This window comes from Robiginitalea sp. SC105 (assembly GCF_014243345.1).
Taxonomy (GTDB): Bacteria; Bacteroidota; Bacteroidia; order Flavobacteriales; family Flavobacteriaceae; genus Robiginitalea.
In genome coordinates this window covers 864044-886046 of the sequence record NZ_JACLZF010000002.1, presented here as the reverse complement: position 1 = coordinate 886046, position 22003 = coordinate 864044, and the positions used below count along the sequence as shown (strand labels likewise).

Annotated in this window: 18 protein-coding genes; 7 read left to right on the top strand and 11 right to left on the bottom strand. The window is 55.6% G+C overall.

Annotated features, from left to right (window positions below; genetic code table 11):
• Positions 1–131: 131 nt before the first annotated feature.
• The 5 genes from acs to H7F20_RS13030 form a co-directional block, all read right to left on the bottom strand.
• Positions 132–2039, bottom strand: a complete 1908-nt coding sequence (acs, locus tag H7F20_RS13050; protein WP_185786610.1) for an acetate--CoA ligase — start codon at positions 2037–2039, stop codon at positions 132–134.
• Positions 2040–2123: 84 nt separating this feature from the next.
• Complete coding sequence (locus H7F20_RS13045; protein WP_185786609.1) at positions 2124–3833, bottom strand: sodium:solute symporter family protein; 1710 nt, start codon at positions 3831–3833, stop codon at positions 2124–2126.
• Positions 3834–3863: 30 nt separating this feature from the next.
• Complete coding sequence (locus tag H7F20_RS13040) at positions 3864–4130, bottom strand: DUF4212 domain-containing protein (RefSeq protein ID WP_185786608.1); 267 nt, start codon at positions 4128–4130, stop codon at positions 3864–3866.
• A gap of 99 nt (positions 4131–4229) precedes the next feature.
• Positions 4230–5225 (bottom strand): ROK family protein, encoded by a 996-nt coding sequence (locus tag H7F20_RS13035; protein WP_185786607.1) that lies wholly within the window; start codon positions 5223–5225, stop codon positions 4230–4232.
• 71 nt (positions 5226–5296) lie between these two features.
• On the bottom strand, positions 5297–5773 hold the full coding sequence (locus tag H7F20_RS13030) for a pyridoxamine 5'-phosphate oxidase family protein (RefSeq protein ID WP_185786606.1): 477 nt from the start codon (positions 5771–5773) through the stop codon (positions 5297–5299).
• Between the two features lie 56 nt (positions 5774–5829).
• Here H7F20_RS13030 and H7F20_RS15995 point away from each other — a divergent pair, with 56 nt between their 5' ends.
• On the top strand, positions 5830–5961 hold the full coding sequence (locus H7F20_RS15995) for a hypothetical protein (RefSeq protein WP_255444093.1): 132 nt from the start codon (positions 5830–5832) through the stop codon (positions 5959–5961).
• Between the two features lie 410 nt (positions 5962–6371).
• On the opposite strand, the gene H7F20_RS13025 is transcribed toward H7F20_RS15995, so the two are convergent.
• Complete coding sequence (locus H7F20_RS13025; RefSeq protein ID WP_185786605.1) at positions 6372–7550, bottom strand: hypothetical protein; 1179 nt, start codon at positions 7548–7550, stop codon at positions 6372–6374.
• 162 nt (positions 7551–7712) lie between these two features.
• On the opposite strand from H7F20_RS13025, the gene H7F20_RS13020 reads away from it, so the two are divergent.
• Positions 7713–8477: a TIGR00730 family Rossman fold protein gene (locus H7F20_RS13020; protein ID WP_185786604.1), complete on the top strand. Its 765-nt coding sequence runs from the start codon at positions 7713–7715 to the stop codon at positions 8475–8477.
• A gap of 2 nt (positions 8478–8479) precedes the next feature.
• On the opposite strand, the gene H7F20_RS13015 is transcribed toward H7F20_RS13020, so the two are convergent.
• Entirely contained in the window at positions 8480–9244 is a 765-nt protein-coding gene (locus H7F20_RS13015) for an exodeoxyribonuclease III (protein ID WP_185786603.1), read from the bottom strand.
• Between the two features lie 117 nt (positions 9245–9361).
• Between H7F20_RS13015 and H7F20_RS13010 the strand changes: the two genes are divergently transcribed.
• Both H7F20_RS13010 and H7F20_RS13005 read left to right on the top strand, forming a co-directional pair.
• A complete protein-coding gene (locus tag H7F20_RS13010) occupies positions 9362–9958 on the top strand; it encodes a TlpA disulfide reductase family protein (RefSeq protein ID WP_185786602.1) in 597 nt (198 codons plus the stop codon).
• Positions 9959–10109: 151 nt separating this feature from the next.
• Positions 10110–10988: a sugar phosphate isomerase/epimerase gene (locus tag H7F20_RS13005; RefSeq protein ID WP_185786601.1), complete on the top strand. Its 879-nt coding sequence runs from the start codon at positions 10110–10112 to the stop codon at positions 10986–10988.
• A 99-nt stretch (positions 10989–11087) separates the two neighbouring features.
• Here the strand turns inward: H7F20_RS13005 and H7F20_RS13000 are convergent, their stop codons facing one another.
• Both H7F20_RS13000 and galK read right to left on the bottom strand, forming a co-directional pair.
• A complete protein-coding gene (locus H7F20_RS13000; protein WP_185786600.1) occupies positions 11088–11495 on the bottom strand; it encodes a response regulator in 408 nt (135 codons plus the stop codon).
• A 196-nt stretch (positions 11496–11691) separates the two neighbouring features.
• On the bottom strand, positions 11692–12807 hold the full coding sequence (gene galK, locus H7F20_RS12995; RefSeq protein WP_185786599.1) for a galactokinase: 1116 nt from the start codon (positions 12805–12807) through the stop codon (positions 11692–11694).
• Between the two features lie 97 nt (positions 12808–12904).
• Between galK and H7F20_RS12990 the strand changes: the two genes are divergently transcribed.
• From H7F20_RS12990 to H7F20_RS12980, 3 genes are all read left to right on the top strand, one after another.
• The gene (locus H7F20_RS12990; RefSeq protein ID WP_185786598.1) at positions 12905–13411 is read left to right on the top strand and encodes a (2Fe-2S)-binding protein; all 507 of its coding nucleotides are present in this window, start codon (positions 12905–12907) and stop codon (positions 13409–13411) included.
• 3 nt (positions 13412–13414) lie between these two features.
• The gene (locus H7F20_RS12985; protein WP_185786597.1) at positions 13415–15583 is read left to right on the top strand and encodes a molybdopterin cofactor-binding domain-containing protein; all 2169 of its coding nucleotides are present in this window, start codon (positions 13415–13417) and stop codon (positions 15581–15583) included.
• Positions 15584–15713: 130 nt separating this feature from the next.
• Entirely contained in the window at positions 15714–17036 is a 1323-nt protein-coding gene (locus tag H7F20_RS12980; protein WP_185786596.1) for an ATP-dependent 6-phosphofructokinase, read from the top strand.
• Between the two features lie 20 nt (positions 17037–17056).
• On the opposite strand, the gene H7F20_RS12975 is transcribed toward H7F20_RS12980, so the two are convergent.
• Both H7F20_RS12975 and H7F20_RS12970 read right to left on the bottom strand, forming a co-directional pair.
• The gene (locus tag H7F20_RS12975) at positions 17057–17422 is read right to left on the bottom strand and encodes a hypothetical protein (protein WP_185786595.1); all 366 of its coding nucleotides are present in this window, start codon (positions 17420–17422) and stop codon (positions 17057–17059) included.
• A 455-nt stretch (positions 17423–17877) separates the two neighbouring features.
• Entirely contained in the window at positions 17878–21840 is a 3963-nt protein-coding gene (locus H7F20_RS12970; RefSeq protein WP_185786594.1) for a two-component regulator propeller domain-containing protein, read from the bottom strand.
• Positions 21841–22003 lie beyond the last annotated feature (163 nt).

Genomic DNA, 22003 nt, shown 5'->3' with positions numbered 1-22003 from the left:
CCAATATCCAACGATAAGGTATTCCCGGTATTTTACAAATGGTCCCTTTTTCGATCAGATGAAGGAAAGCATGGACAAAACGCCTGTTTTTTAGGGCTGTACTTGCTCAAAATCCCGCCAAAGGCAGGTGCTCAACCCACCTGCTGGATGATCTCGTCGACCACCTCGGGGTTCAGGAGCGTGCTGATGTCCCCCAGGTCCTTGGTATCCCCTGCCGCTATCTTCCTGAGGATGCGCCTCATGATCTTGCCGCTCCGGGTCTTGGGCAGCCCGGACACAAACTGGATCTTGTCGAGTTTGGCAATGGGCCCGATCTGTTCGGTGATCTGCTGGTTGATTTCCCTGTGCAGGTTTTCCCGGTTCCGGCTCTCCCCGGTCTCCTTCAGGATCACGAAACCGTAAAGCGCGTTCCCCTTTACATCGTGCGGAAAGCCGACGATGGCCGATTCCGCCACGGCAGGGTGTTCGTTGATGCTGTCCTCAATGGGCGCCGTTCCCAGGTTGTGGCCGCTGACAATGATCACGTCATCTACCCGTCCGGTGATCCGGTAATAGCCCACGGCATCCCGGGAAGCGCCGTCGCCTGTGAAGTATTTGTTCTCATAGGCCGAAAAATAAGTGTCCCGGTAGCGTTTGTGGTCGCCCCAGATGGTCCTTGCCATGGAAGGCCAGGGGAATTTGATGCAAAGGCGGCCATTTACCTGGTTCCCCTTGATTTCATTCCCGTCTTCGTCCATGAGGGCCGGCTGCACCCCGATAAAGGGCAGGGTGGCAAAGGTTGGCGTGGTGGGCGTCACATAGGGGATCGGGCTGATCATGATGCCACCTGTCTCGGTCTGCCACCAGGTATCCACGATGGGGCACTTGTTGCGGCCGATGTTGTTGTTGTACCAGTGCCAGGCTTCCTCGTTGATCGGCTCCCCGACCGATCCGAGTACCTTGAGGGAAGAGAGGTCGTGCTTCTCCACATAATCCAGGCTTTCCTTTGCCAGGGCCCGGATGGCAGTCGGGGCCGTGTAGAACTGGTTCACCCTGTGTTTTTCGATCACCTCCCAGAACCGGCCAAAATCCGGGTAGGACGGCACCCCTTCGAAGAGCACCGTGGTTGCACCGTTCGCCAGGGGCCCGTAAACGATATAGGAATGCCCGGTGATCCAGCCGATGTCGGCGGAACACCAGTACACGTCTTCTTCCTGGTAGCGGAAGATATTCTTGAAGGTATAGGCCGTGTATACCATATACCCGCCGCAGGTGTGGACCATCCCCTTGGGCCGGCCGGTAGAGCCTGAGGTGTAGAGGATGAACAGCGGGTCCTCGGCATCCATGATCTCCGCATCGCAATCCGCATAAGCCTCATCCACCAGGGGCTGCAACCAGAGGTCCCTCCCTTTTTTCATCGTGATCTTCGCCCCGGTTCGCCTGGCCACCAGTACCTTGTTGACCCCCGGGCACTCCTCCAGGGCCGAATCGACGATCCCTTTCAGGTCGATGGTCTTGCCACCCCGGAAAGAGCCGTCAGAAGTAATCACCAGCCGGCAATCCGAGTCGTTGATACGGGTTGCCAGGGCGGTGGAGGAGAAACCGGCAAAGACCACGGAATGCACTGCCCCGATCCGGGCACAGGCCAGGACGGAGATGGCCAGTTCCGGGATCATCGGCAGGTAGATACAAACGCGGTCGCCCTTGCCGATACCCATGTCCTTGAGCACATTGGCCATCCGGCAGACCCGCTCGTGCAGTTGCCGGTAGGTGATGTGCTCCGCTTCTTCCGACGGGTCGTTCGGCTCGAACAACAGGGCTGTTTTCTTGCCCCGTGTGGGAAGGTGCCGGTCCAGGCAGTTCTCGGTGATGTTCAGCCGGGCCCCTTCGAACCAGGCCACCTCGGGCTTTTTGAAATCCCAGCGCAGCACGCGGTCCCATTTACGGCGCCAGACAAAGTGTTCTTCGGCGATCTCTTCCCAGAAGGCTTCCGGGTCCCTTACGGATTTGCGGTATACCTGGAAATACTCCTCCAGGTGTTTGATATGGTAATTGCTCATGGTGTTTGTTTCGTTCGGCCCCGCGAAGGAATCCAGCGGGGTTTAAAGGTAGCAAAAGATTGGAAAATATACCGGCCCGGGGGATCAATGCGATCCGGCAGGGGGTGCGCCTTCCGGCGTCCGGATATCCTCCACCAGGTTCTGGATATGCTCCGGCGGGGGCGGCGTCAGGGCGTTGACCAAAAGGGCCGTGGCAAAATTGGCAACCATGGCCAGGGTGCCGAAGCCTTCCGGGGAGATCCCCCACCACCAGTCAGCTTCCAAAGCATCCACGGCTTCCTTGCCCCCGTCGAAAAGACCGAATTTGAATTTCAGCATGTAGAACAGCATCAGGGATATCCCCACCACCATGCCCGAGACAGCCCCCTTGCTGTTCATCCGCTTGTAGAAGATCCCCAGCAGGATGGCCGGGAAAAACGAGGCAGCCGCCAAACCGAATGCCAGGGCGACCACCGCAGCCACAAAGTCCGGGGGATTGATCCCGAAATACCCGGCCACCACCACGGCTATGGTGGCAGCGCCCCGCGCCAGCCAGAGTTCCTGCTTCTCTGTGATTTCCGGCTTCAGGACGTTCTTGATCAGGTCGTGGGAGATGGCGGAACTAATCACCAGGAGCAGGCCGGCAGCCGTGGACAGGGCCGCAGCCAGCCCCCCGGCGGCAACCAGGGCAATCACCCAGGCGGGCAGGGCGGCGATCTCCGGGTTGGCCAGGACCATGATATCCCTGTCCACGATCAACTCGTTGTCCGGGCCGGAAACATATTGGATGAGGCCATCCCCGTTCTTATCCTCGAAAACCAGCAAACCGGTTTTCTCCCAGTTCTTGAACCAGGCGGGCATTTCCGCATAGGGTTGCCCGCTGACGGTCTTCAGCAGGTTGGTCTTGGCAAATACCGAAACGGCCGGGGCCGTGGTATAGAGGATGGCGATAAACAACAGGGCCAGCCCAGCCGACTTCCGGGCATCCCGGACGCGCCGGACGGTAAAGAACCGGACAATGACATGGGGCAGGCCGGCCGTCCCGACCATGAGGGCCAGGGTAATGCAGAAAACGTCCATCATGTTCTTGGTACCATCCGTATAGGCGGCAAACCCGAGTTCGGTGGAGAGGCCGTCCAGCTTGTCGAGCAGGTAGGTGCCCGACCCGTCTGCCAGGGTAGCCCCCATCCCTACCTGGGGGACCGGGTTGCCGGTCATCTGTATGGAGATAAAGATCGCGGGGACCATAAAGGCAAAGATCAGCACGCAGTACTGGGCCACCTGCGTATAGGTAATCCCCTTCATCCCCCCCAGTACCGCATAGAACAGGACAATCACCATCCCGATGACCACCCCGGTGTTGATATCCACTTCCAGGAAACGGGAGAACACTACCCCTACCCCGCGCATCTGACCGGCTACGTAGGTAAACGAAACCAGGAGCGCACAACAGACTGCCACGATGCGCGCGGTCTTGCTGTAGTAGCGTTCGCCTATAAAGTCCGGGACGGTAAACCGTCCGAATTTCCGGAGGTAGGGCGCCAGCAACAGGGCCAGCAGCACATAGCCCCCGGTCCATCCCATCAGGTAAACCGAGCCGTCATACCCCGCAAAGGCAATGATCCCCGCCATGGAGATAAAAGAGGCTGCGGACATCCAGTCGGCAGCAGTGGCCATGCCGTTGGCCAGGGGGGAAACCCCTCCTCCGGCGACATAAAAATCCTTGGTGGATGAGGCACGCGACCAGATGGCGATACCGATGTACAGGGCGAAAGTGACAATGACCAGCAGGTAGGTCCAGGTTTGAACGTCCAAGGCTTTAAGGGGTTTGGTTGGGTTGCACGGCTATCGGTCGAACCTGAATTTAGCGTCCAGGCGGTTCATCAGATAAACATAAACAAAAATGAGCAGTACGAACACGTAGATGGAACCCTGCTGTGCGAACCAGAAACCCAGGCCAAAGCCGCCGATGCGGAATTGATCGAGCCATTCCCGCAGCAGGATCCCGGCCCCGAAGGACACTGCGAACCAGATCGCCAGCAGGACGGCCATGATTCTGAGGTTGGCGTTCCAGTAGCGCGTTGCGTGTTCTTGGCGGGTCGGTTGGTCCATGTTGTCCGGGTTGGTGTGTCCACTAAAAGTAAACATTCTGGCCGGACCGGACAACCGGCAAAATTCCGTGGGCAGTTGCATGGTGCGGGCACCCTCTGTTTATCGACCTCCGAGGCCTTCTTCCAGTTTTTCCCAGGCCAGCGCCGCAGGGCCCAGTACCGCCTGTTCGCTCGTGTAGGATGACATCAGTACCCGTACCCGCCCCCTGTATACAGGAAACAGTCTTTCTTCCAGGGCACGCTTTAGTGGTTCAAGCAGAATGGCCCCTGCCTGGCTGAGCCCTCCCGAAATCACAAAGGCCTCAGGATCCAGATGGGCGACGGTATCGGCCATCTTTGTGCCCAGGATACCTGCCGTGTAATCAAAAGCCTCAAGGGCAAGCGCATCACCCTCATTGGCTGCCTCGGAAATGATACGGCCGGTGAGTTCTTCAAAGGCGTAATGCTCCAGAACGGAAGGCTCCCGCCTGTTGGCAATGAGTTCAAATACCGTACGCCTGATCCCGGTCACGGAGGCATAGGTTTCAAGACAACCCTTCAAACCACAATTGCACTGGCGTCCCTCAGGGAAAACATTGATATGTCCGAGCTCACCGGCCAGGCCATTAGCGCCTGTTAACAAGCGTCCGCCTGAGACTATCCCACTTCCCAGGCCGGTCCCCAGGGTGAGGGTTACAAAATCGGTCAGGCCGCGGGCAGCTCCGAAACGGCCTTCTCCCAGGGCAGCTGCATTTGCATCGTTGGTAAGGAATACTGGCAACTCCCATAATTTTGAACAGGTATTGGCAATTGGGATGCGGTCGCCCCATTGAAAATTCGGCGGAGTCTCCATCATCCCGCTCTGGCTGCTGGCATTCGGGGCGCCAACGCCCATGGCCAGGGGATCTGCCTTTTCCGAAGCTTTTCGCAACCGATCGAAAAGCTCTGCCAGCCGTGGGACGTATTGCTCAAATGGATCCCCGGACGCGGTATCCATAACCGCGACATGCCGGATCTCCCCCGAACGGGAAACCAGGCCCGCCTTGGTATAGGTACCTCCGATGTCCAGGGCCAATACAGTTGCTTCAGGGTCCTCAAGGGTCCGAATACTATCCATCTATCTATTCGAATTAAGTGGGATGCGCCCGGGTTACCGGATTAACAATAAACGTCGCTTTTTAGCCCGCACTACGACCTGCGGCTCTTCCCGGTCCACTCCAGGATTCGGATGCGATATACCAGGGGAATATGCCCGTCGTAGGCCTTACTGGAAAAGTCACTTATGATGGCGTGGTCCTTTATGCCCTTATCCTGCAGCCTTTCCCTGACCCCCTCAGCAAATTGCCTCAGACAGGCCTTGGCATCGATCTGGTGCAGCTCTTCAAACGTGCCGTGGACCATTACGGAACGCCAGTGGTCCGGGGTGTCCATCTCATAGACCCCTAGGGCTACCGAAGGGTTTTCCCGCATGGCCTTGATTTTATGGCCCTCGGTGCTGTAGCTGATCAGGAAGCTCCCATCTTCGTCATAGAAATAGGTGACCGGAAGGACATAGGGAACCCCGTGGGCCACGTAGGCGAGGCTTCCTATAAAATTTTCCTGAAGGACTTCCCGGATCTCCCGGTCTTTCAGGTTATGTATCATTTCGGCCGGTGAAGTTTTCATGGACTGTGGCATTTAAGTGGAACCTAACTATAAATTTAAGGACAATCGGGTAAATCATGAATGACAAAGGTCATACTTTCGAGGCACTGCCGGCAATATCTTTAAACAGCCCGAAACGGGCCGGGGCCATCAGCAACGAGAATATCAGCGAGTTTATCATGCTTAAAACCACCATACGCAAGGCGTGAGATTGATCCATTCTCCCACGGGGAACCTCAACCTGTAGATTGAAGTTCCTCAATGCCACTTTGCAGTATTAATCACGAATTTTTCCCAAACTGACGCAGATCAGTTTGAGAAACCCAAAGGATCCCTATCTTGGACACAGTCCTTTTAAATGAAGGTCCATCTAAAGAATTAAACGATTGGATAGCTGCTTTGAAATGGTAGCATCCAGGGTAGGTACAGAAAATGTACGATATACCTTTTGAATTCTTTCCAATTTCCGGCAACGGAATGACGTAAGGGTCAGTGTAAGTGGTCATCCTGCAAATTCAATACCTGCTTACGGAGGCCGGTACGCGCTGTTGTACCGGCCTCTTTTTTTGTTGCAACCCCGAAATTGCCCCCTGGAAGTCTCCCAGCAGTTAGTCTTCGCTCAGTACCTGAAGAGGGCGGCCATGCCACTGGTTTCTCCTGCCATACCCGCATTGGGCATGGGATAGACAGCCCCGCCGTGCAGTAGCGTTTCATGAATGGCCAAATCGGTCAGCGACCCGGTAAATGGGGATGAATCCTTTGCTATCTTACTGGTGCGTTTTTCCAAATCAAAACTTCCCCTGAGTTCTGTCCCCTGCTTCACAAATAGGCTGTCAACCCTTTCCTGAAGTGCTCCGGCAAGAATTATATCTGTTTGCGCTGAAGCTTTTCCCGTTCCGTTAAACTGAAGGAATTTCTCCCATTTGTCCCTCGCAGGTTTTTCAAAGGCAGGGGAAATGGCATTCCAGGACAGTTGGTGCAACTCGGTTTCATCGATTTGTGAAAGATTACAAATCAAAGGCTTTTCCTCAATGAGGCCATAGGAACTGGCTTCTTTGTAAAGCGCCGCCAGGTAGTCCTGAGAAGCGATAAGCAACGGTAAGGGCTTCCGGTTCAATTCAGTGCGTATTCCCTGGTCCACCCCTTTGAAAAAACGGGATATTTCTTCCTTCCGGCCGCGGTCTGCCTCATCGTGCCCATGGTAGGTAGCACCACCCTGTTTTGGTTGCTGACTTTTGAATTGCAGGTTTCTTTGATCATAATCGGTCCCCACGCGATCCTCCAGGCGGTCTGGTATCAGGTCGTCTACGGGAATTTCCACCAGCTCGTTCCGGTTTCCTTCAAAAAGGCGTATCCGCTGCAATTCCAGGGAGAGCAGATAATAGCTGCCCCCTCCTGAGAAGAGCGGAAGCATCGGTAAGAGAAAGAAGGTGTCGGTCAGTCGGAATTCGGGTTCAAAATCCCGTGAAAGCCGGTAAATATGCAAGGTGGTTTTTGAAGCGAAAATGGCAAGGCCTTCTGCCTGCCTCCTCCAGAACCCGGAGTCGGCCACCAGATCTTCCAGTGGGGTGAGACGTTCCGATAGCTCCTGCCTGTCCAAACCCCGACGGGAAAACGCTTCCCGTACAGACCGGATCTTGCTTTTCAGCGCAAGCGCATCATGCGATTGCAGGACCTCATCGCCTGTTCGATGGGTCGGCAGGTAAATGGAAATAGAATTCGGGGATCTGTGGGAGGCCAGTGCCAATATCTCCTGGCTATTGATTCCATTCTTGTGGTAGGGTGCTGTAGTGATCATGGCATTACATTTTGTTCGATTCAATATAGTCATGATCAATGCGGGCCCAAATGATCTGAATCATTGGCAGGAATAAAATGGATAAGATCCGGGAGGGGCTACTTCCCCTATCCGATACTCCAAAATCCAAAATCTTAGTACCTTGGGCAAAAAGGAAATCACATGTCCAAGTCGCGTTCCGGAGACCCCCCTTCCCCGAATCTAAACGACCGGCTCAGTTCGGAACGATCCTTTCTCCAGGGCCCCGGCAACCGTATTAAGGAATTCTGGTTCACCCTAAAGGTGGCCTATCATTTTATCCGATCCTTTCGGAAACTCCACTTTATCGGTCCCTGTGTAACGGTATTCGGTTCGGCCCGCTTTACGCCGGACAACCCGTATTACAAACAGGCCGAGGAGGTGGGTAAAGCACTCGCAGAGCTCGGGTTTACTACCATGACCGGCGGCGGGCCGGGTATTATGGAGGCGGCCAATAAGGGGGCTTACGAGAACCACGGGTATTCCGTTGGTTGCAATATTGTGCTCCCCAGGGAACAGCATCCCAACCCCTACCTCCACAAGTGGATCGACATCCCCTATTTCTTTGTGCGCAAGTTTATGCTGATGAAGTATTCCTATGCATTTGTGGTGATGCCCGGCGGGATGGGTACCCTGGACGAGCTATTCGAAGCCGTAACGTTGATCCAGACCGGGATGATCGAGGATTTTCCCGTGATCCTGTTCGGCCGGAAATATCATAGGGAGCTCTACGACCATATCCAGATGATGGCGAAAAATGAAAGTATTTCCCCCACAGATCCGGAACTCATATTCCTGACGGATTCGGTGGCAGAAATGACCGAACACCTGCGCATCCATGCGGTCAGGCGATTCGGTTTGGTCCGCACACCGCCGCGGTACCGCTGGTGGCTCGGGGAATCCCGCTAAACCTAATCCACCAGGACCAGGCCAATGGGACAGTGATCCGAGCCCTCGTAGGTACTGTATATAGGTGCCTCCGCAACCCGGTCTTCCAGTTCCGGACTGATCAGGAAATAATCCAGGCGCCAGCCCACGTTGCGTTTGCGGGCACTGAAGCGATAACTCCAATAGGTATAGGCTACCTCATCCGGGTGCCGTTTCCGGTAAATGTCGACCAGGCCGCTTTGTTGCAACCGGTCCATACCATCGATTTCGCGCTGGGTATAACCCGCTGTTTTGTTGTAGTTGGCCTTGTCGTTCTTCAGGTCGATCGGGCGATGTGCCACATTCAGGTCCCCGCAAAGGACCAGCGGCTTGTGGGCCCTCAGCCCATTGAGGTAATCCAGGAAGGCGGCATCCCATTCCTCCCGGTAGTCCAGTCGCTTCAACCCCTGGCCCGAGTTTGGCACATAGGTGTTCACCAGGTAAAAATCACCCAGGTCGGCGCGTTGGATGCGTCCCTCCCCCTGCAGCAATTCGGTGTCCGGACCCCGGTCCACGGATACCCCCGTTTCCCGGACCAGAATAGCCGTACCGGAATAGCCCTTTTTCTCAGCAGGGTGGACATGGGCTGTATACCCGGGAAGTTCATCCGCGATTTCATGGACGATGTCCTCATCGGCCTTGATCTCCTGCAGGCAGAGGACATCCGGGTCCAGTTCGCTGATATTCCCGGCGAACCCTTTGGCGGAAATCGCACGGATACCGTTCACATTCCAGGAAACGATTTTCATGTTGCTGGTTTTTGGCCAAAAATACAATTCCATCAACCAATACAGAAGGGGGGCACGCCTTACATCAGCCGAAACCGGCAAATTCGCCTTATTTTTGTCTTACAAATGGCTTCCGGCATGAAAATTACCCGAAAAAAAGGCATCCTGCTCCTGTTCCTGCTGCTGGCCCTTGCAGGAATGATCGCCACCGGCCTCCACAAGCGCATCTACAGGAAAGCCAATTTTATTTTACTCGAGAGGGGCATCCGGACCCCGCGGGAGGTCTCCGTTGAGGTTTTTGAGCCCCTTCCCTTTTCCGAAACAACTGCCGCGGGACTCCTGCTGGTCGATGAGGAGGGCATGACCCGGTCCCTGCCGAAGGTTGCCGGGGAGCAAACGGCTTTTATCAACAAATGGGCTACCTGGTGCGCCCCCTGCCTTGCAGAGATGCCCAGTATCGACAAACTGTACGAAGCCGCAGGGGACTCCGTTGCCTTTGTGATGATATCCATGGATGCCGACTTTGAAAAGGCCAGGGCCTTTAAGGCACGTAAAGGATTTGCATTTCCGATTTATCACCTGGCGGGGGAGGAACCGGAATTTTTGAAAACCCGGAGCATCCCGGCTACCTTCCTCGTGCCCCCGGACCGGGATACCCTCTACCGTTTTGAAGGCATGCGCGAATATGATACGCCTGCCTTTTTGGAGTTCCTGCGGGAAATGAACAATCGCTGAACGGGCTTCCGAAAGGCCCGGGAGGAACTGAACAATCCCTGAGCCGGCTTCCGTAAGGCCCCGGAGGATCCGAAAGAATCCCGTATCTTTATCGATACCGGCTGTGCGATGGCCGGGAGAACAACATTTCCAATCTGAACAAACGATCACCATGCGTAAAAAACACATCTTCCCCGTATTACTAACCCTCTCTATCCTGTTTGGAATGTCCCTTGCAGGCTGCGGCGGGTCGGACATGCCCGCCCCGGGCGCAACCCTCTACACCGTCCGCGACCTGATGGAACAGGATCCCAAAGGCGTCCTGCAGCAAGTGGCCGACATCGGTTATGTCAATATCGAGGCTACCAATTACGAGGACGGGAAGTTCTACGGCATGGCCCCCCAGGAATTCAAAAGCTACCTTGGGGAAATCGGCCTGCAACCACTGAGCGTGCATCAGGGAGGGGTTACCATGGAAAATGCCGACCAGATGATAGCCGATACCAAGGCAGCCGGCTTCCGCTACTTTGTCATCCCGGTACCCCCTATGGGGCGCTTTACCTTTGACCCGGAAACCCGGACACTGGGGATGACCGGCACCGTCCAGGAACTGACGGATATCGTCAATACCCTTGCCCAAAAATGCAAGGCTGCAGGCCTGGAACTGCTTTACCACAACCACGACTTTGAATTCAAGCCGAACGAGCAGGGCATCATTCCAATCGACTACATGCTGGAAAATACCGACCCGGACCTGGTCAACTTCCAGATGGACCTGTATTGGGTAACCCGCGCCGGCGCAGATCCGCTGGATTATTTTGAGAAATACCCGGACCGATTCAAGATCTGGCACGTAAAGGACATGGACAGCCAGGGAAGGTTTGCGCCCGTTGGTACCGGTACCATCGACTTCAAACGGATTGTAGCCAAAAAAGAGCAATCTGGCATGGAATATTATATTGTGGAACAGGACATGACCTTTGACGGCATGCAACCCCTCGAGGCGATCCGCACCAGCTATGAAAACCTGGATGAAATCGGGTTGCGCTAACAACGTTTAAAATTCCGGAGGCGGACGTCCGGTTACAAACATACAAACAAGCCCGTGACCACAGGATCGCGGGCTTGATTTTTTCAGAAAAGTACAGAATCAGACAGCGAGGCGTGCCGGGCTGCTGGCGCGTTGGAGATAGGCTTCCAGGTCTTGTATTTTAAGCGGTTTGTTAATGTACCCCTTCACATACTCCGGGAATTCCCCGGCCATTTGGATATCATAGGGATCTCGGGAAGAGGTAACGAGCAGGACTTCGTTTGACCTGCTGAAGTTCTCCAATTTCATGAACTCCAGGAATTCAAAACCGGTCATTTCCGGCATATTGATGTCCAGGAGGATCAGGGTGCGTTGCGTCTGGTCTTCCCGGAACCTCAGGTCGTCCAGAGCCAGTTCGGGGTTTGTAAAGCTTTTCACTTTATCATCAAGGCCCAACCTTCCGAAGTGGATGGTATTGATGGTGTTCACCAGGTCCTCGTCATCTACCAGATAGAATTGCTTGTACATATGGGAAACGTTTAAAGTTAGTTCCCCGAATGAACCCGGTTTGCCGGAATCGCCCAAAAAATTGTTGTGAATCTATGTTAAGCTATTGTAAAGTGTAAGATTTAAGTAGGTTGATTTGTAAGACATTATGTAAAAATTTATTTTCAGGAAGGGCATTATTTTCGGCCGGATGCCCCTGGTTTTTTCGATCAGATTGCTATGTGGGTTTTAGCAGGGAGGTCCCCGGGCCCGGCAGGGCAACCATGGGGGAGAGTTCCAGGCCAAATTGACTGCGGTAGGCGCTGCTAATTTCCCAAATGAAAGCTTCCAGGTATTCGGAATGCACAATATTCAATGTGCATCCCCCGAAGCCTCCGCCCATCAGGCGGGAACCCAGGACCTTGTCCAGGGGCTCCGTAAAGTCGACCAGAAAATCCAATTCCGGGCAGCTGACTTCAAAAAGATCGCGCAGGCCGTAATGGGTTTCATACAACAGGTGGCCAAGGGCTTCCATGTCATTGTTTCCGAGGGCCGCAACAGCCCGGCGCACCCGGTTGTTCTCGGCGATGACATACGCACATCTGTTGTACACTTCCGGAACCATCGCGCTGCTGAATTCCTTGAGGCGCTCCAGGGGCAATTCTCTTAAGGGGGCTTCAAGGCCCGTTTGCAACCGGAGGATGCCCGTCCCGGTTTCGCACTCCTCCCTTCGGGTGTTATAAGCGCTTTCGGCCAGGTCGTGCGACACATTGGAATTGAGCAGGAGCAATTTATAGGGGCCCGTTTCCAGCGGTACATAATCAAATGCCAGGGACCTGCAATCCAGCAACATGGCGTGCCCGGGCCGGCCCATCAGGGAGGCAAACTGGTCCATGATACCGCAGCGGGTTCCTACAAAACGATGTTCTGCACGTACACAGAGCTCCACCAGGTCCCAACGGGACAACCCGAGGCCGAAAAGCTCGTTAAGCCCGAATGCCAGTCCGCACTCCAGGGCGGCCGAAGAACTTATGCCGGACCCCGCCGGCAGCCGGCTTTCAATATGGCAGTCGAAACCCCGGAGCCCGTCGGTGAGTTCCCGGAGCTCCGACAGCACCCCCAGCAGGTAATTTTCCCAACTCCGTTCACCTTGCCGAATGTCCGAAAGATCTGCCACGAGGGGATCTCCATAGCCCCTGGAATGCAGTGTGCACCGGGAAGGGTTTCCATTTCGGGAAAGGGTGAAAACGATGGTGCGGTCTATAGCCGCCGGCAGGACCAGGCCCTGGTTGTAATCCGTGTGCTCCCCGAGCAGGTTTATCCTCCCGGGGGAGGCCACCTTTATAAGCTTCATCGCTATTCAGTTGAATGAATCCGGGATACAGGGAATTTTCCCTCCCGGTTTCCCTTAAGAACCCAAAAGTAACGGCATTTTTCCTTAATATTCGGGCATGAATGTGCAAAAGCAACAAATTACACTTACCGTAAATGGGGCGGACCACCAAATAGCCCTTGAGGATACCAACACGCCGCTGCTCTGGGTACTCCGAGATTACCTCGGTATTATGGGCACCAAATTCGGCTGTGGCAAAGCCGCCTGCGGGGCCTGTACCCTCCATGTGGACAAGGAGGCCGTCAGGTCCTGCACCTACCCGGCCAGACTGGCCGAAGGCAAACAAATCACGACCATCGAAGGGTTGGGTTCCCGGGAGGAACCCCATCCGGTCCAACGGGCCTGGATGGCCGAAGTGGTCCCCCAGTGCGGGTACTGCCAGCCGGGCTTCATGATGGCAGCGGCCGCCCTGCTGGAAAAGGTGCCCGAGCCCACGGATGCCGACATTGACCAGAACATCACCAATATCTGCCGGTGTGGAACGTACTACCGTATGCGTAAGGCCATTCACCGGGCAGCAGCAATCGGGGGGACCCGGGAGGAACCCCTTGCGGAAACACCTTAAGGGATGGCAGAAAAAACAAAAGGGATTACCCGTCGTAAATTTGTGGTTCGCACCCTGCTCGGGGGTACAGGATTGATCATTGGGACCACCTACCTGTTGCGCAATCCGCTGAGGCGTAAATTCAACGCGTTTATAGATACCGGGGACGTTCCCTATATAGGGGAAACGGACGAACCGGCCCTCTGGTTTGAAGTCACGCCCGAGAATGGGATTATCCTCAGCTCCCCCAAGGTGGAGATGGGACAGGGAATCTTCACCGGCCTCGCACAAATCGCCGCCGGGGAACTCGACGTGGACGTGCAGCAAATCCGGGTCATCCACGCCCCGACCGCCTCTGGCAATGTCGATGATTTCGGTACGGGGGGGAGCACCACCATCCGCAGCCTGTGGCCGGTGCTTCGGAGCCTGAGTGCCACCCTGCGGGAAATGCTCAAGGCGGAAGCCGCCCGGAAACTCGGGTTACCTGTCAGTGAGCTCACCACGGAGGCCGGGCGGGTTTGGGCCGGGGACCGCTCCCTGAGCTATGGCGAAATTGTTGAGGGCGTACAGGACTGGGCATCTCCGGACACCCCCCCTTTGCGGGAAGTGGGCTCCTACCCCTTTATCGGGCGTCCCGTGCCGAGAAATGACCTGGCAGACAAAGTCTTCGGGGCAGCTATCTTCGGGATGGATGCCACCCTGCCCGATATGTTGTACGGGGCCGTTGCCCGGCCATCGCATATCGGTGCGCGCCTGAAATCGGCTGATACCAGCCGGGCAGCATCCATGGCCGGGGTGGTCAGGATCTGCAGGGAAGCGGATTTCGTCGGGGTAGTTGCCACTTCCCGGATGGCTGCGGAAAACGCCAAAAACGCCATCGAAGTGGACTGGGACGCCGATACCGGCTGGCAGACCCGGGATATAGAGGAGATGATCCGCGTTGGAAATGGCACGCCCTATGTCATCCAGAAACAGGGGAACGCGGAACGCGCTTTCGAAACCGCCCCGGGGGAAATTATCCGGGCCGAATTCAAAACCCCCATCGGGGCACATGCCCAACTGGAACCCAACGGGGCACTTGCCTGGGTGGAGGAAGACCAGGCTACCGTCATCCTCTCTACCCAGGTCCCGGGATATACCCAGGAACAGGTTGCACGGCGACTGGATTTGAAAAAGGAACAGGTCAACCTGATACCTACCTTCCTGGGCGGGGGGTTCGGCAGGAGGCTGAACACCTCCCATGCCGTGGAGGCAGCCGTGATGTCTCGGGCCGTTGGGAAACCTGTAAAATGCTATTTCAACCGGCAGGAAGAATTCCAAAACGACGAATTCCGACCGCCCTCCCATATGGTGGTACACGCCAAACTCAGCGACAAAGGCGGGATCAGCGCCTTTGAATTCAACACATCAAGCGGGGCCGTCATGCACTCCTTTGGCCCGCTCCCCGGCATGATGCGAAACCTGGTCGGTTCGGATTTCGGGGCATGGAGGGGCGGGCTGATCCAGTATGGCCTGATCCCCGATTTCAAATCGGTATCCTGGTTTGTGGAACTCCCGTTTGCCACTGCTACCTGGCGGGGACTGGGCCTGCTGACCAATACGTTTGCCATCGAATCCTTCCTGGATGAACTGGCCCGGAAAGCCGGCAGGGACCCCGTGGGATTCCGGCTGATGCACATCCGGGACGACGCGGCCGGGGAGCGGCTCAAAAACGTCATCCGGGCTGCGGCCGAGAAAGCCGGGTACCGGGACGAGGTGGTGGGCGGTACTGCCATGGGGCTGGCTGCCTCCACAGATGCAGGGTCACCTGCAGCCCATGTGGCGGAGGTATCCATCCGGGACGGTGAGATCCGGGTGGAAAAGGTAACCTGTGCCTTCGACCCGGGCCTGGTCATCAACCCGGACCTGGTAAGGGCCCAGTGCGAGGGCAACATCATCATGGGCATGAGTGCAGCGCTTTACGAAGAGATGCATGTAGAGGACGGGGAACTCCTCCCCGTGATTTACGGGCCTTACCGGATGGCCCAAATGAAGGATGGCCCCCGGGAGATCGAGGTGGTGCTGCTGCAGGGGGATGATGCCCCCGGGGCGGTTGGGGAACCCCCCATGGGGCCCATTGCAGCGGCCATTGCCAATGCGGTTACCCGGCTCACCGGGAAGCGGCCAAGGCAGCTTCCCATCCGGTTGAGTTAAGCGGTTTGATATTGTCAGGAAATAGCCGGAACTTCCGGACGCCCGCTTTTCCGGCAATATGATACCGGCTTACTGGCAAGCAGCCACCCCGTTAAGCCGTTAGGCAACAAAAAACCAAAGAGTAAGGCCCATGGCATCACACGATCCGTTTGCAATACAAACCCTGGGGAAGGCAGAAATCCCCTCCCCCCTGCTCCTTAGCAAAAAAAGCGGGGATGAGATCTTCAATTTCGTGGACGAGGATAACCGGGTACTGGTAGATGTATCCCTGGCCGGGTTCCTGGATTGCCTCAACCGGCAGGAAAAACCAGAGTGCCTTGAAAAAGCCGGCCCGCGGGAAAAGATATTCTTCGACCCGGCCGGAACCACCGCGGCCATCGTCACCTGCGGGGGGCTTTGCCCGGGGATCAACAACGTCATCCGGAGCCTCGTAATGGCCCTCCATTATTTTTATGGGGTCCGTCGCATCCTCGGAATCCGTTACGGATATGAAGGGCTTTCCAAAGACTGCCCCCACGAATTCCTGGAGCTCACCCCTGACCGGGTCAAGGATATCCACGAATTCGGGGGTACGATCCTCGGCTCCTCCCGGGGAGCCCACCCCATACCCGAAATGGTAGACACACTGGTCCAAAACAAGATTGACCTGTTGTTTACCATTGGTGGGGACGGTACGCTGAAGGGTGCACGGGCCATCGGTGAGGAAATCGAAAAACGCAACCTGAAGATCGCCGTGGCCGGTATCCCCAAGACCATTGACAACGACATCAACCTCATCGATAAATCCTTCGGGTTTGAAACGGCCTTTGACGTGGCCAGCCCGATTGTCCGGGATGCACACAACGAGGCCATCGGGGCGTACAACGGCATTGCCATCGTCAAATTGATGGGGCGGGACAGCGGCTTCATTGCCGCCTCCACCGCCTTTTCCATGCCGGTGGTCAATTTTGTGCTGATACCGGAAATGGCCTTTGACCTGGACGGGCCCAATGGTTTTCTAAAGGCACTGGAAAACCGCCTCGATCTCAAACACCACGCGGTAATCGTGGTAGCCGAAGGGGCGGGACAGCATCTGTTCGAAAAAGCTGAACAGGTAACCGATGCTTCCGGAAATGTTCAGCACAGGGACATAGGGAAGCTGCTCAAGGACCGGATACAGGCCTATTTCAATGCCTCCGGAAAAGAGGTCACGATCAAGTATATCGACCCCAGCTACATCATCCGCAGTGCCCCCGCCAACGCCAAGGACAGCCAGTTCTGCAATTGGCTGGCCTACCAGGCGGTACACGGGGCCATGTGCGGAAAAACGAAATTCGTGGTCGGGCGGGTGAACAACCGCTTTGTATACCTGCCCATTTCGCGGGTGGTGGACCAGCGGAAAAAAATCGATACGGAAGGGGAATTCTGGTTCGGCGTCCTGCAAAGCACCGGGCAGCCCTTTAGAATGGTTTGATCCCTTCGCGCCTTAAAGGCCTAGTTGCAGAGACCTCCATCCACGTCCGCCCGGGCTTCCGCGATCGCGTCCTGAAGGGCATCCCGGTCTGTGCCCGATACACAACCCAGGGCATCCTCAAGGGCATCCAGATAATCGATGGCTGCTGCCTCATAGGTGGCACAGTTGGCCGCAGTCGGATCCTGGCCATAGGCAGCCCCGGCATTGGTAAGGGCCGAAACCTCATCCGAAACTTCGTTGAACCAGCTGAAATTGTCAACGCAATTGCCGTCGATCCCGTTGCCGGAATCGTCATTGCTGCAGCCTGTAGCAATGGCCAGCAGGCATACCCCTGCGATCAACGTTTGCAATCCTTTAAAAATTCGGTCCTTTTTGTGGTGAGTCATAATAAAGCGTTTAAATGGTGAAAAATCAATCAGCGTGAAAAGCAAGTCCGGGACACGCTGTCCAGCCCGGTATTACAATCAATCTAACGGTAGGGGCCCAGAACGGATGTCAGAAATGTATCGGGAAGTGCCAGAAATGTAACGACTGTATAACCCGTTACAAATGATGTATGCACGGGGAATAATCGGGTACGATTACCCTTTGTTTCGGGGGGGCTACCCGGCCAGGGTACTGACCAGTACGGTGATGGCCAGTATCAACATGGCCAGGAGTGTAATGACAAATCCGTCTGCCCTGAAGGGCGCTTTCTTTTCCTGTGGTTTCATTTCTCCGGACGGTTTTTGGGGTTTTTCGATAAGTCCAAGATAGAGAACCGGCCAGCAGAAGCATACCACAAATGTCCCCGATTGTTGCACGTATGTAACATCCGGGCCCCGGTATTCCCGTAGCCTGCCTAGACGTACTCGGCAGGGGTTGTCCCATAGGTTTCCCGGAAGCATTTGATGAAATAGGAAGGGGTGTTGAAACCAACCATATAGGCGACCTCACTCACCCCCAAATCGGAAGTTTTAAGGAGTTCCGCTGCCTGTTTGAGGCGCTGTGACCGGAGGAATGCCGTAGTGCTCAGGCCCGTATAGGCCTGCAATTTCCGGTGGAGCTGCATGCGGCTCATTCCAACCTCCCGCACAAAGGCCTCGGCATTGAAGGTGGCATCGTTCAGGTGGTTGTCCAGGATGTCCTGTACTTTCCGGAGGAATGCCTCGTCCGTCGGGGTGACAGCAATATCCCTGGCCTTGAAAATATTCTGTTCCGAGTAGCGCTCCTTCAGGGCGCTCCGGATACGGATCAGGTTATCGATACGCTTTTCCAGTACGGCCAGCTTGAAAGGTTTGGTCACAAAATCGTCTGCTCCGGATTGCAGGCCGCGGAGTTCCTGTTCCACTCCGGAACCTGAGGTAAACAAAATGATTGGAATGTGGCTCGTGCGCTCGTCAGTCTTGAGCCGGTTGCAGAGTTCAATGCCTCCCAGGACCGGCATCCGGATATCGGAGAGTACCAGGTCGGGCACCTGTTCGATGGCCTGCTCAAGTCCCCGTTCCCCGTCGGGGGCTGTTTGCACCTGGTATCTGCCTTCCCATGCCCTGCGGAGGTATTCCCGCACCTCAGCATCGTCCTCCACCACCAGCACAATGGGTTTATCCGAAGGCTCTTTGGAACTGCCATTGGCTGCAGCCCTGGTCGCAGGGTTGCTTTGGGCCTCCGGCGGGGCAGGCAACTCATCTTTATTTACTGCGGATTCCAGGGGCAACACGACACGGAAATGAATCTCGAAATCCCGCAGGGCCACCTCTATCGTTCCTTCATGGAGGGATACCAGTTCCCTGACCAGGGCCAGTCCGACGCCAGATCCCTCGGAAGTATCGTCCCCCTGGTAGAACCTGGAAAAAAGCTGTTCCGGATCGATGGTTTCGGGATCCCGGACCGTGTTGCTGATGCGGATTTCCAATTGGTCGTCCGGATAGTCCGCCCCAAAATGACAGGCACCCCCGGCCGGGGTGTATTTAATGGCATTCGAAAGCAGGTTGGATACGATCTTTTCCAGGATGTCTGCATCAAAACCAGCCATCCCGGAATCGCCGATATCCCAGGTCAGTGCCACGCTGGCCTGATCGGCCCGGTATTCGAAAGCTTTTACAAGTACCCGCAGGAAAAGCCCGGGGTCGCCCTTTTCGCGTTTCAGGGTGAGTTTGCCCTTTTCCAGTCGTGCCAGGTGCAGCATCTGGTCTACCAGGGCAATGATCCGGTTCGTATTCCGGTTGATCAGTGAATACCGGGAATAGTCCGCATCACTGAGGCCACCCTCTTTGAGCTTTGCTTCCACCGGGGCCGCAATGAGCGAAAGGGGTGTTCGGATCTCATGTGAAATATCGGTGTACAGTTTGGATTTGAATTCATTGAGGCGCTGCAAACGCTGCGTCTCAGCCTCCTTCAGGCTGAGGTTTAATTTCATCCGCCAGCGCGAACGGAAATACGCATACGTCCCCCAGGCCAGCAACCCAAACAAAAGGACATAACCTATTTTGGCCCAGAGGGTGGCATACCAGGGCGGGGCGATGCTGAAAGTAAATACCGCAGGGGTCGGGTTCCAGACACCGTCGTAGTTACTGGACTTGACCTGGAACTCATAGGAACCAGGGGGAAGGAAGGAATACCGCGCAAAATTGATAGGTCCCGCGTCCACCCAGTCCTGGTCGTAGTTGAGCAATTGGTATTTGTATTCGTTCTTGTCCGGCAACGCAAACTGCAGGCTGGAAAAAATAAAGGTCAGGCTGTGCTCCCGATTGCTCAACTGCATATTCCCGCTCATCCGCATAGGTTCGTTGGCTACCTGTATGCCCGTGATGACCGTCTTGGGCAGGTGCGGGTTTTTCCGGATCTGGTCCGGGACAAACCAGTAAAAGCCTTCAAGGCCACCAAAATATAGGGTGCCATCCAGGTATTTATAGGCCGCTCCGGTATTGAATTCGGTGGCGAGCCCCTCGTAATTCGTATAGTTTTCAATCTCCGGCGATTCCTCCCAGCGACCAGGAGGACCAAACCGGGTGATCCCCCGGTTGGAACTCAGCCACAGGTCTCCGTCCCGGTCCGGCAGGATTGCATAAATAACGTCGTTCGCCAACCCGTCGGCAACTGAGTAGGTATGGAACTGCATCGTTTCCAGATCCAGGGCACTGATCCCACTACCATTGGTCCCAATCCACAACCGGGAAGCGTCCTGGTCCATATACAGGGATTTAACCTTGTCGTCAGGCAGTTCCCCCGGGGACGTCCCGGCCCTGAAAGTCCGGAATTCGCCATTATCGGGATTGAAACGGATTAGTCCTTCTTCCTCCCCACCAATCCAAAGATTGCCATCCGCTCCTTCGATGACCACACGGATATTATCAAATACAGGCGTTTCCGGGGTGCTGTTCCGGTTGAAATAGCGGACAGCCCCCTGAACAGGGTCGAACTGTACCAGGCCGTATTCCCGGGTTGCCAGCCACAGGCGGGAGCGGCTGTCGCGGAATATGTCCCAGATGGTAATTGCATCAAGGCTATTGGTCCCTTCCGGAGTGTATGGCACGATCTTGCCCTCCGCATCCAGTCGTGCCAGGCCCCCTCCCTGTGTGCCAATCCAGAGATAGTTGCCATCGTGAAAGAGGCTCATGACCCGGTCGGAGGGCAGGTCACTGTTCGCTGCGGAGAATTTTTCCCAGGTATCCTCCGGGGGGTTGTAGCGCATCAGCCCTTTGCCAGAGGTGCCTATCCAGACCATGCCGCTGGAATCGCGCTCAATGGCCCGGACCACATCCACATTGATGTCGTTGGGTACCTGGGCATTGGTAATGGAATTGAATTTTTCCAGGTAGGGGTCGTAATAACTCAGACCCGCCCCGTCCGTCCCAAACCAGAGGGTACCGGTGTAATCCTCATAGATACTGAGGATATCGTTGTAATGGATGGCCCGGTGGTTTCGCTTGTCCGGGGAAAAATGCTGGATTTCGCGGGATTCCGGGTTCAGGACATATAAACCATCCCCATAGGTCCCTATCCAAATACGGCCCGCGGAATCCTGGAAGAGGGACAGGATGTTCAGGTCGGGGGGCAATTCACCGTCCGGGAAGCGAGCCGACGCGGGTTCCAGGCGGTCACTGCCCTTATCCCGGTAATATAGTCCCGCACCATAAGTGCCGTACCACTGCCTGCCTGCGTCGGATACCAGAATGGAACTGATTCCCCGCCGGATACGCTCCCCGTTGGTTTGCAACACCAGCGTATCCTTGATGGTCCCCGTCCGCTTATAGATTTCCACCACACCCTCCCCGGTAGCCGCCAGCAACAACCCCCCGGACTCCTCCAGTGCATATACCGGGCTTTCAATGGGGATACGCCCCCCCATCCTGAGTTCCCCCTCCATGAGGAAAAACCAGCGGAGCCCGCGGTTATAGGTGCCCATCCAGTATTTCTGGTCCGAATCCTGCCACAACACGCTCGCATCTGACAATTCAGGATAGGCCTCAAAGGAATCCGTATCCGAAAGGTACCGGTGAAGCACGCCGGTGTCCGGGATGCTCCAGACATGGCCAAGACGGTCCACATAAACTTTCCCCAACTGGCTGAAACTGGGTCGGGTTATATCCGAAAAAATAAAGGGGTATTTGACGAATTCATTCCCGTCGTACCGGTTCAGCCCGTCCTGGGTGGCAATCCACAGAAAACCCGTGCTGTCCTGAGCTACAGAGATGCCGCAATTCTGGGAGAGCCCGTCCTTGATGGATAATTGTTTAAAGCTGATTTGTTCCTGGGCCCGAATCTCCGGAAAAACCCCAGCTAACAGGAGCAGGAACAGCAGGCTGAATCGATTTAAGGGCATTGGTTGGTGCTTCTAATGAAAAGATATTAAAAAATAGGCCGTCCGGGTAATGTTGCAGGGTAATCTTCACCGCTGCATTGCGGTGTGATTCAATTTCAGATGTAAAAGAACGGTCCACCCGGTTACGCGGATTACACCTGTTTGTCCGGGACTACTTACCAGT

Coding starts and splice junctions, on each gene's coding strand:
- H7F20_RS13005 (WP_185786601.1), top strand. CDS start 10,110: ATGCGTAAAAAACACATCTTCCCCGTATTACTAACCCTCTCTATCCTG.
- H7F20_RS15995 (WP_255444093.1), top strand. CDS start 5,830: ATGAATGACAAAGGTCATACTTTCGAGGCACTGCCGGCAATATCTTTA.
- H7F20_RS12975 (WP_185786595.1), bottom strand. CDS start 17,422: ATGACTCACCACAAAAAGGACCGAATTTTTAAAGGATTGCAAACGTTG.
- H7F20_RS13030 (WP_185786606.1), bottom strand. CDS start 5,773: ATGAAAACTTCACCGGCCGAAATGATACATAACCTGAAAGACCGGGAG.
- H7F20_RS12970 (WP_185786594.1), bottom strand. CDS start 21,840: ATGCCCTTAAATCGATTCAGCCTGCTGTTCCTGCTCCTGTTAGCTGGG.
- H7F20_RS12990 (WP_185786598.1), top strand. CDS start 12,905: ATGAATGTGCAAAAGCAACAAATTACACTTACCGTAAATGGGGCGGAC.
- H7F20_RS13000 (WP_185786600.1), bottom strand. CDS start 11,495: ATGTACAAGCAATTCTATCTGGTAGATGACGAGGACCTGGTGAACACC.
- H7F20_RS13025 (WP_185786605.1), bottom strand. CDS start 7,550: ATGATCACTACAGCACCCTACCACAAGAATGGAATCAATAGCCAGGAG.
- H7F20_RS13035 (WP_185786607.1), bottom strand. CDS start 5,225: ATGGATAGTATTCGGACCCTTGAGGACCCTGAAGCAACTGTATTGGCC.
- H7F20_RS13010 (WP_185786602.1), top strand. CDS start 9,362: ATGAAAATTACCCGAAAAAAAGGCATCCTGCTCCTGTTCCTGCTGCTG.
- acs (WP_185786610.1), bottom strand. CDS start 2,039: ATGAGCAATTACCATATCAAACACCTGGAGGAGTATTTCCAGGTATAC.
- H7F20_RS13015 (WP_185786603.1), bottom strand. CDS start 9,244: ATGAAAATCGTTTCCTGGAATGTGAACGGTATCCGTGCGATTTCCGCC.
- H7F20_RS13020 (WP_185786604.1), top strand. CDS start 7,713: ATGTCCAAGTCGCGTTCCGGAGACCCCCCTTCCCCGAATCTAAACGAC.
- H7F20_RS12985 (WP_185786597.1), top strand. CDS start 13,415: ATGGCAGAAAAAACAAAAGGGATTACCCGTCGTAAATTTGTGGTTCGC.
- galK (WP_185786599.1), bottom strand. CDS start 12,807: ATGAAGCTTATAAAGGTGGCCTCCCCCGGGAGGATAAACCTGCTCGGG.
- H7F20_RS12980 (WP_185786596.1), top strand. CDS start 15,714: ATGGCATCACACGATCCGTTTGCAATACAAACCCTGGGGAAGGCAGAA.
- H7F20_RS13040 (WP_185786608.1), bottom strand. CDS start 4,130: ATGGACCAACCGACCCGCCAAGAACACGCAACGCGCTACTGGAACGCC.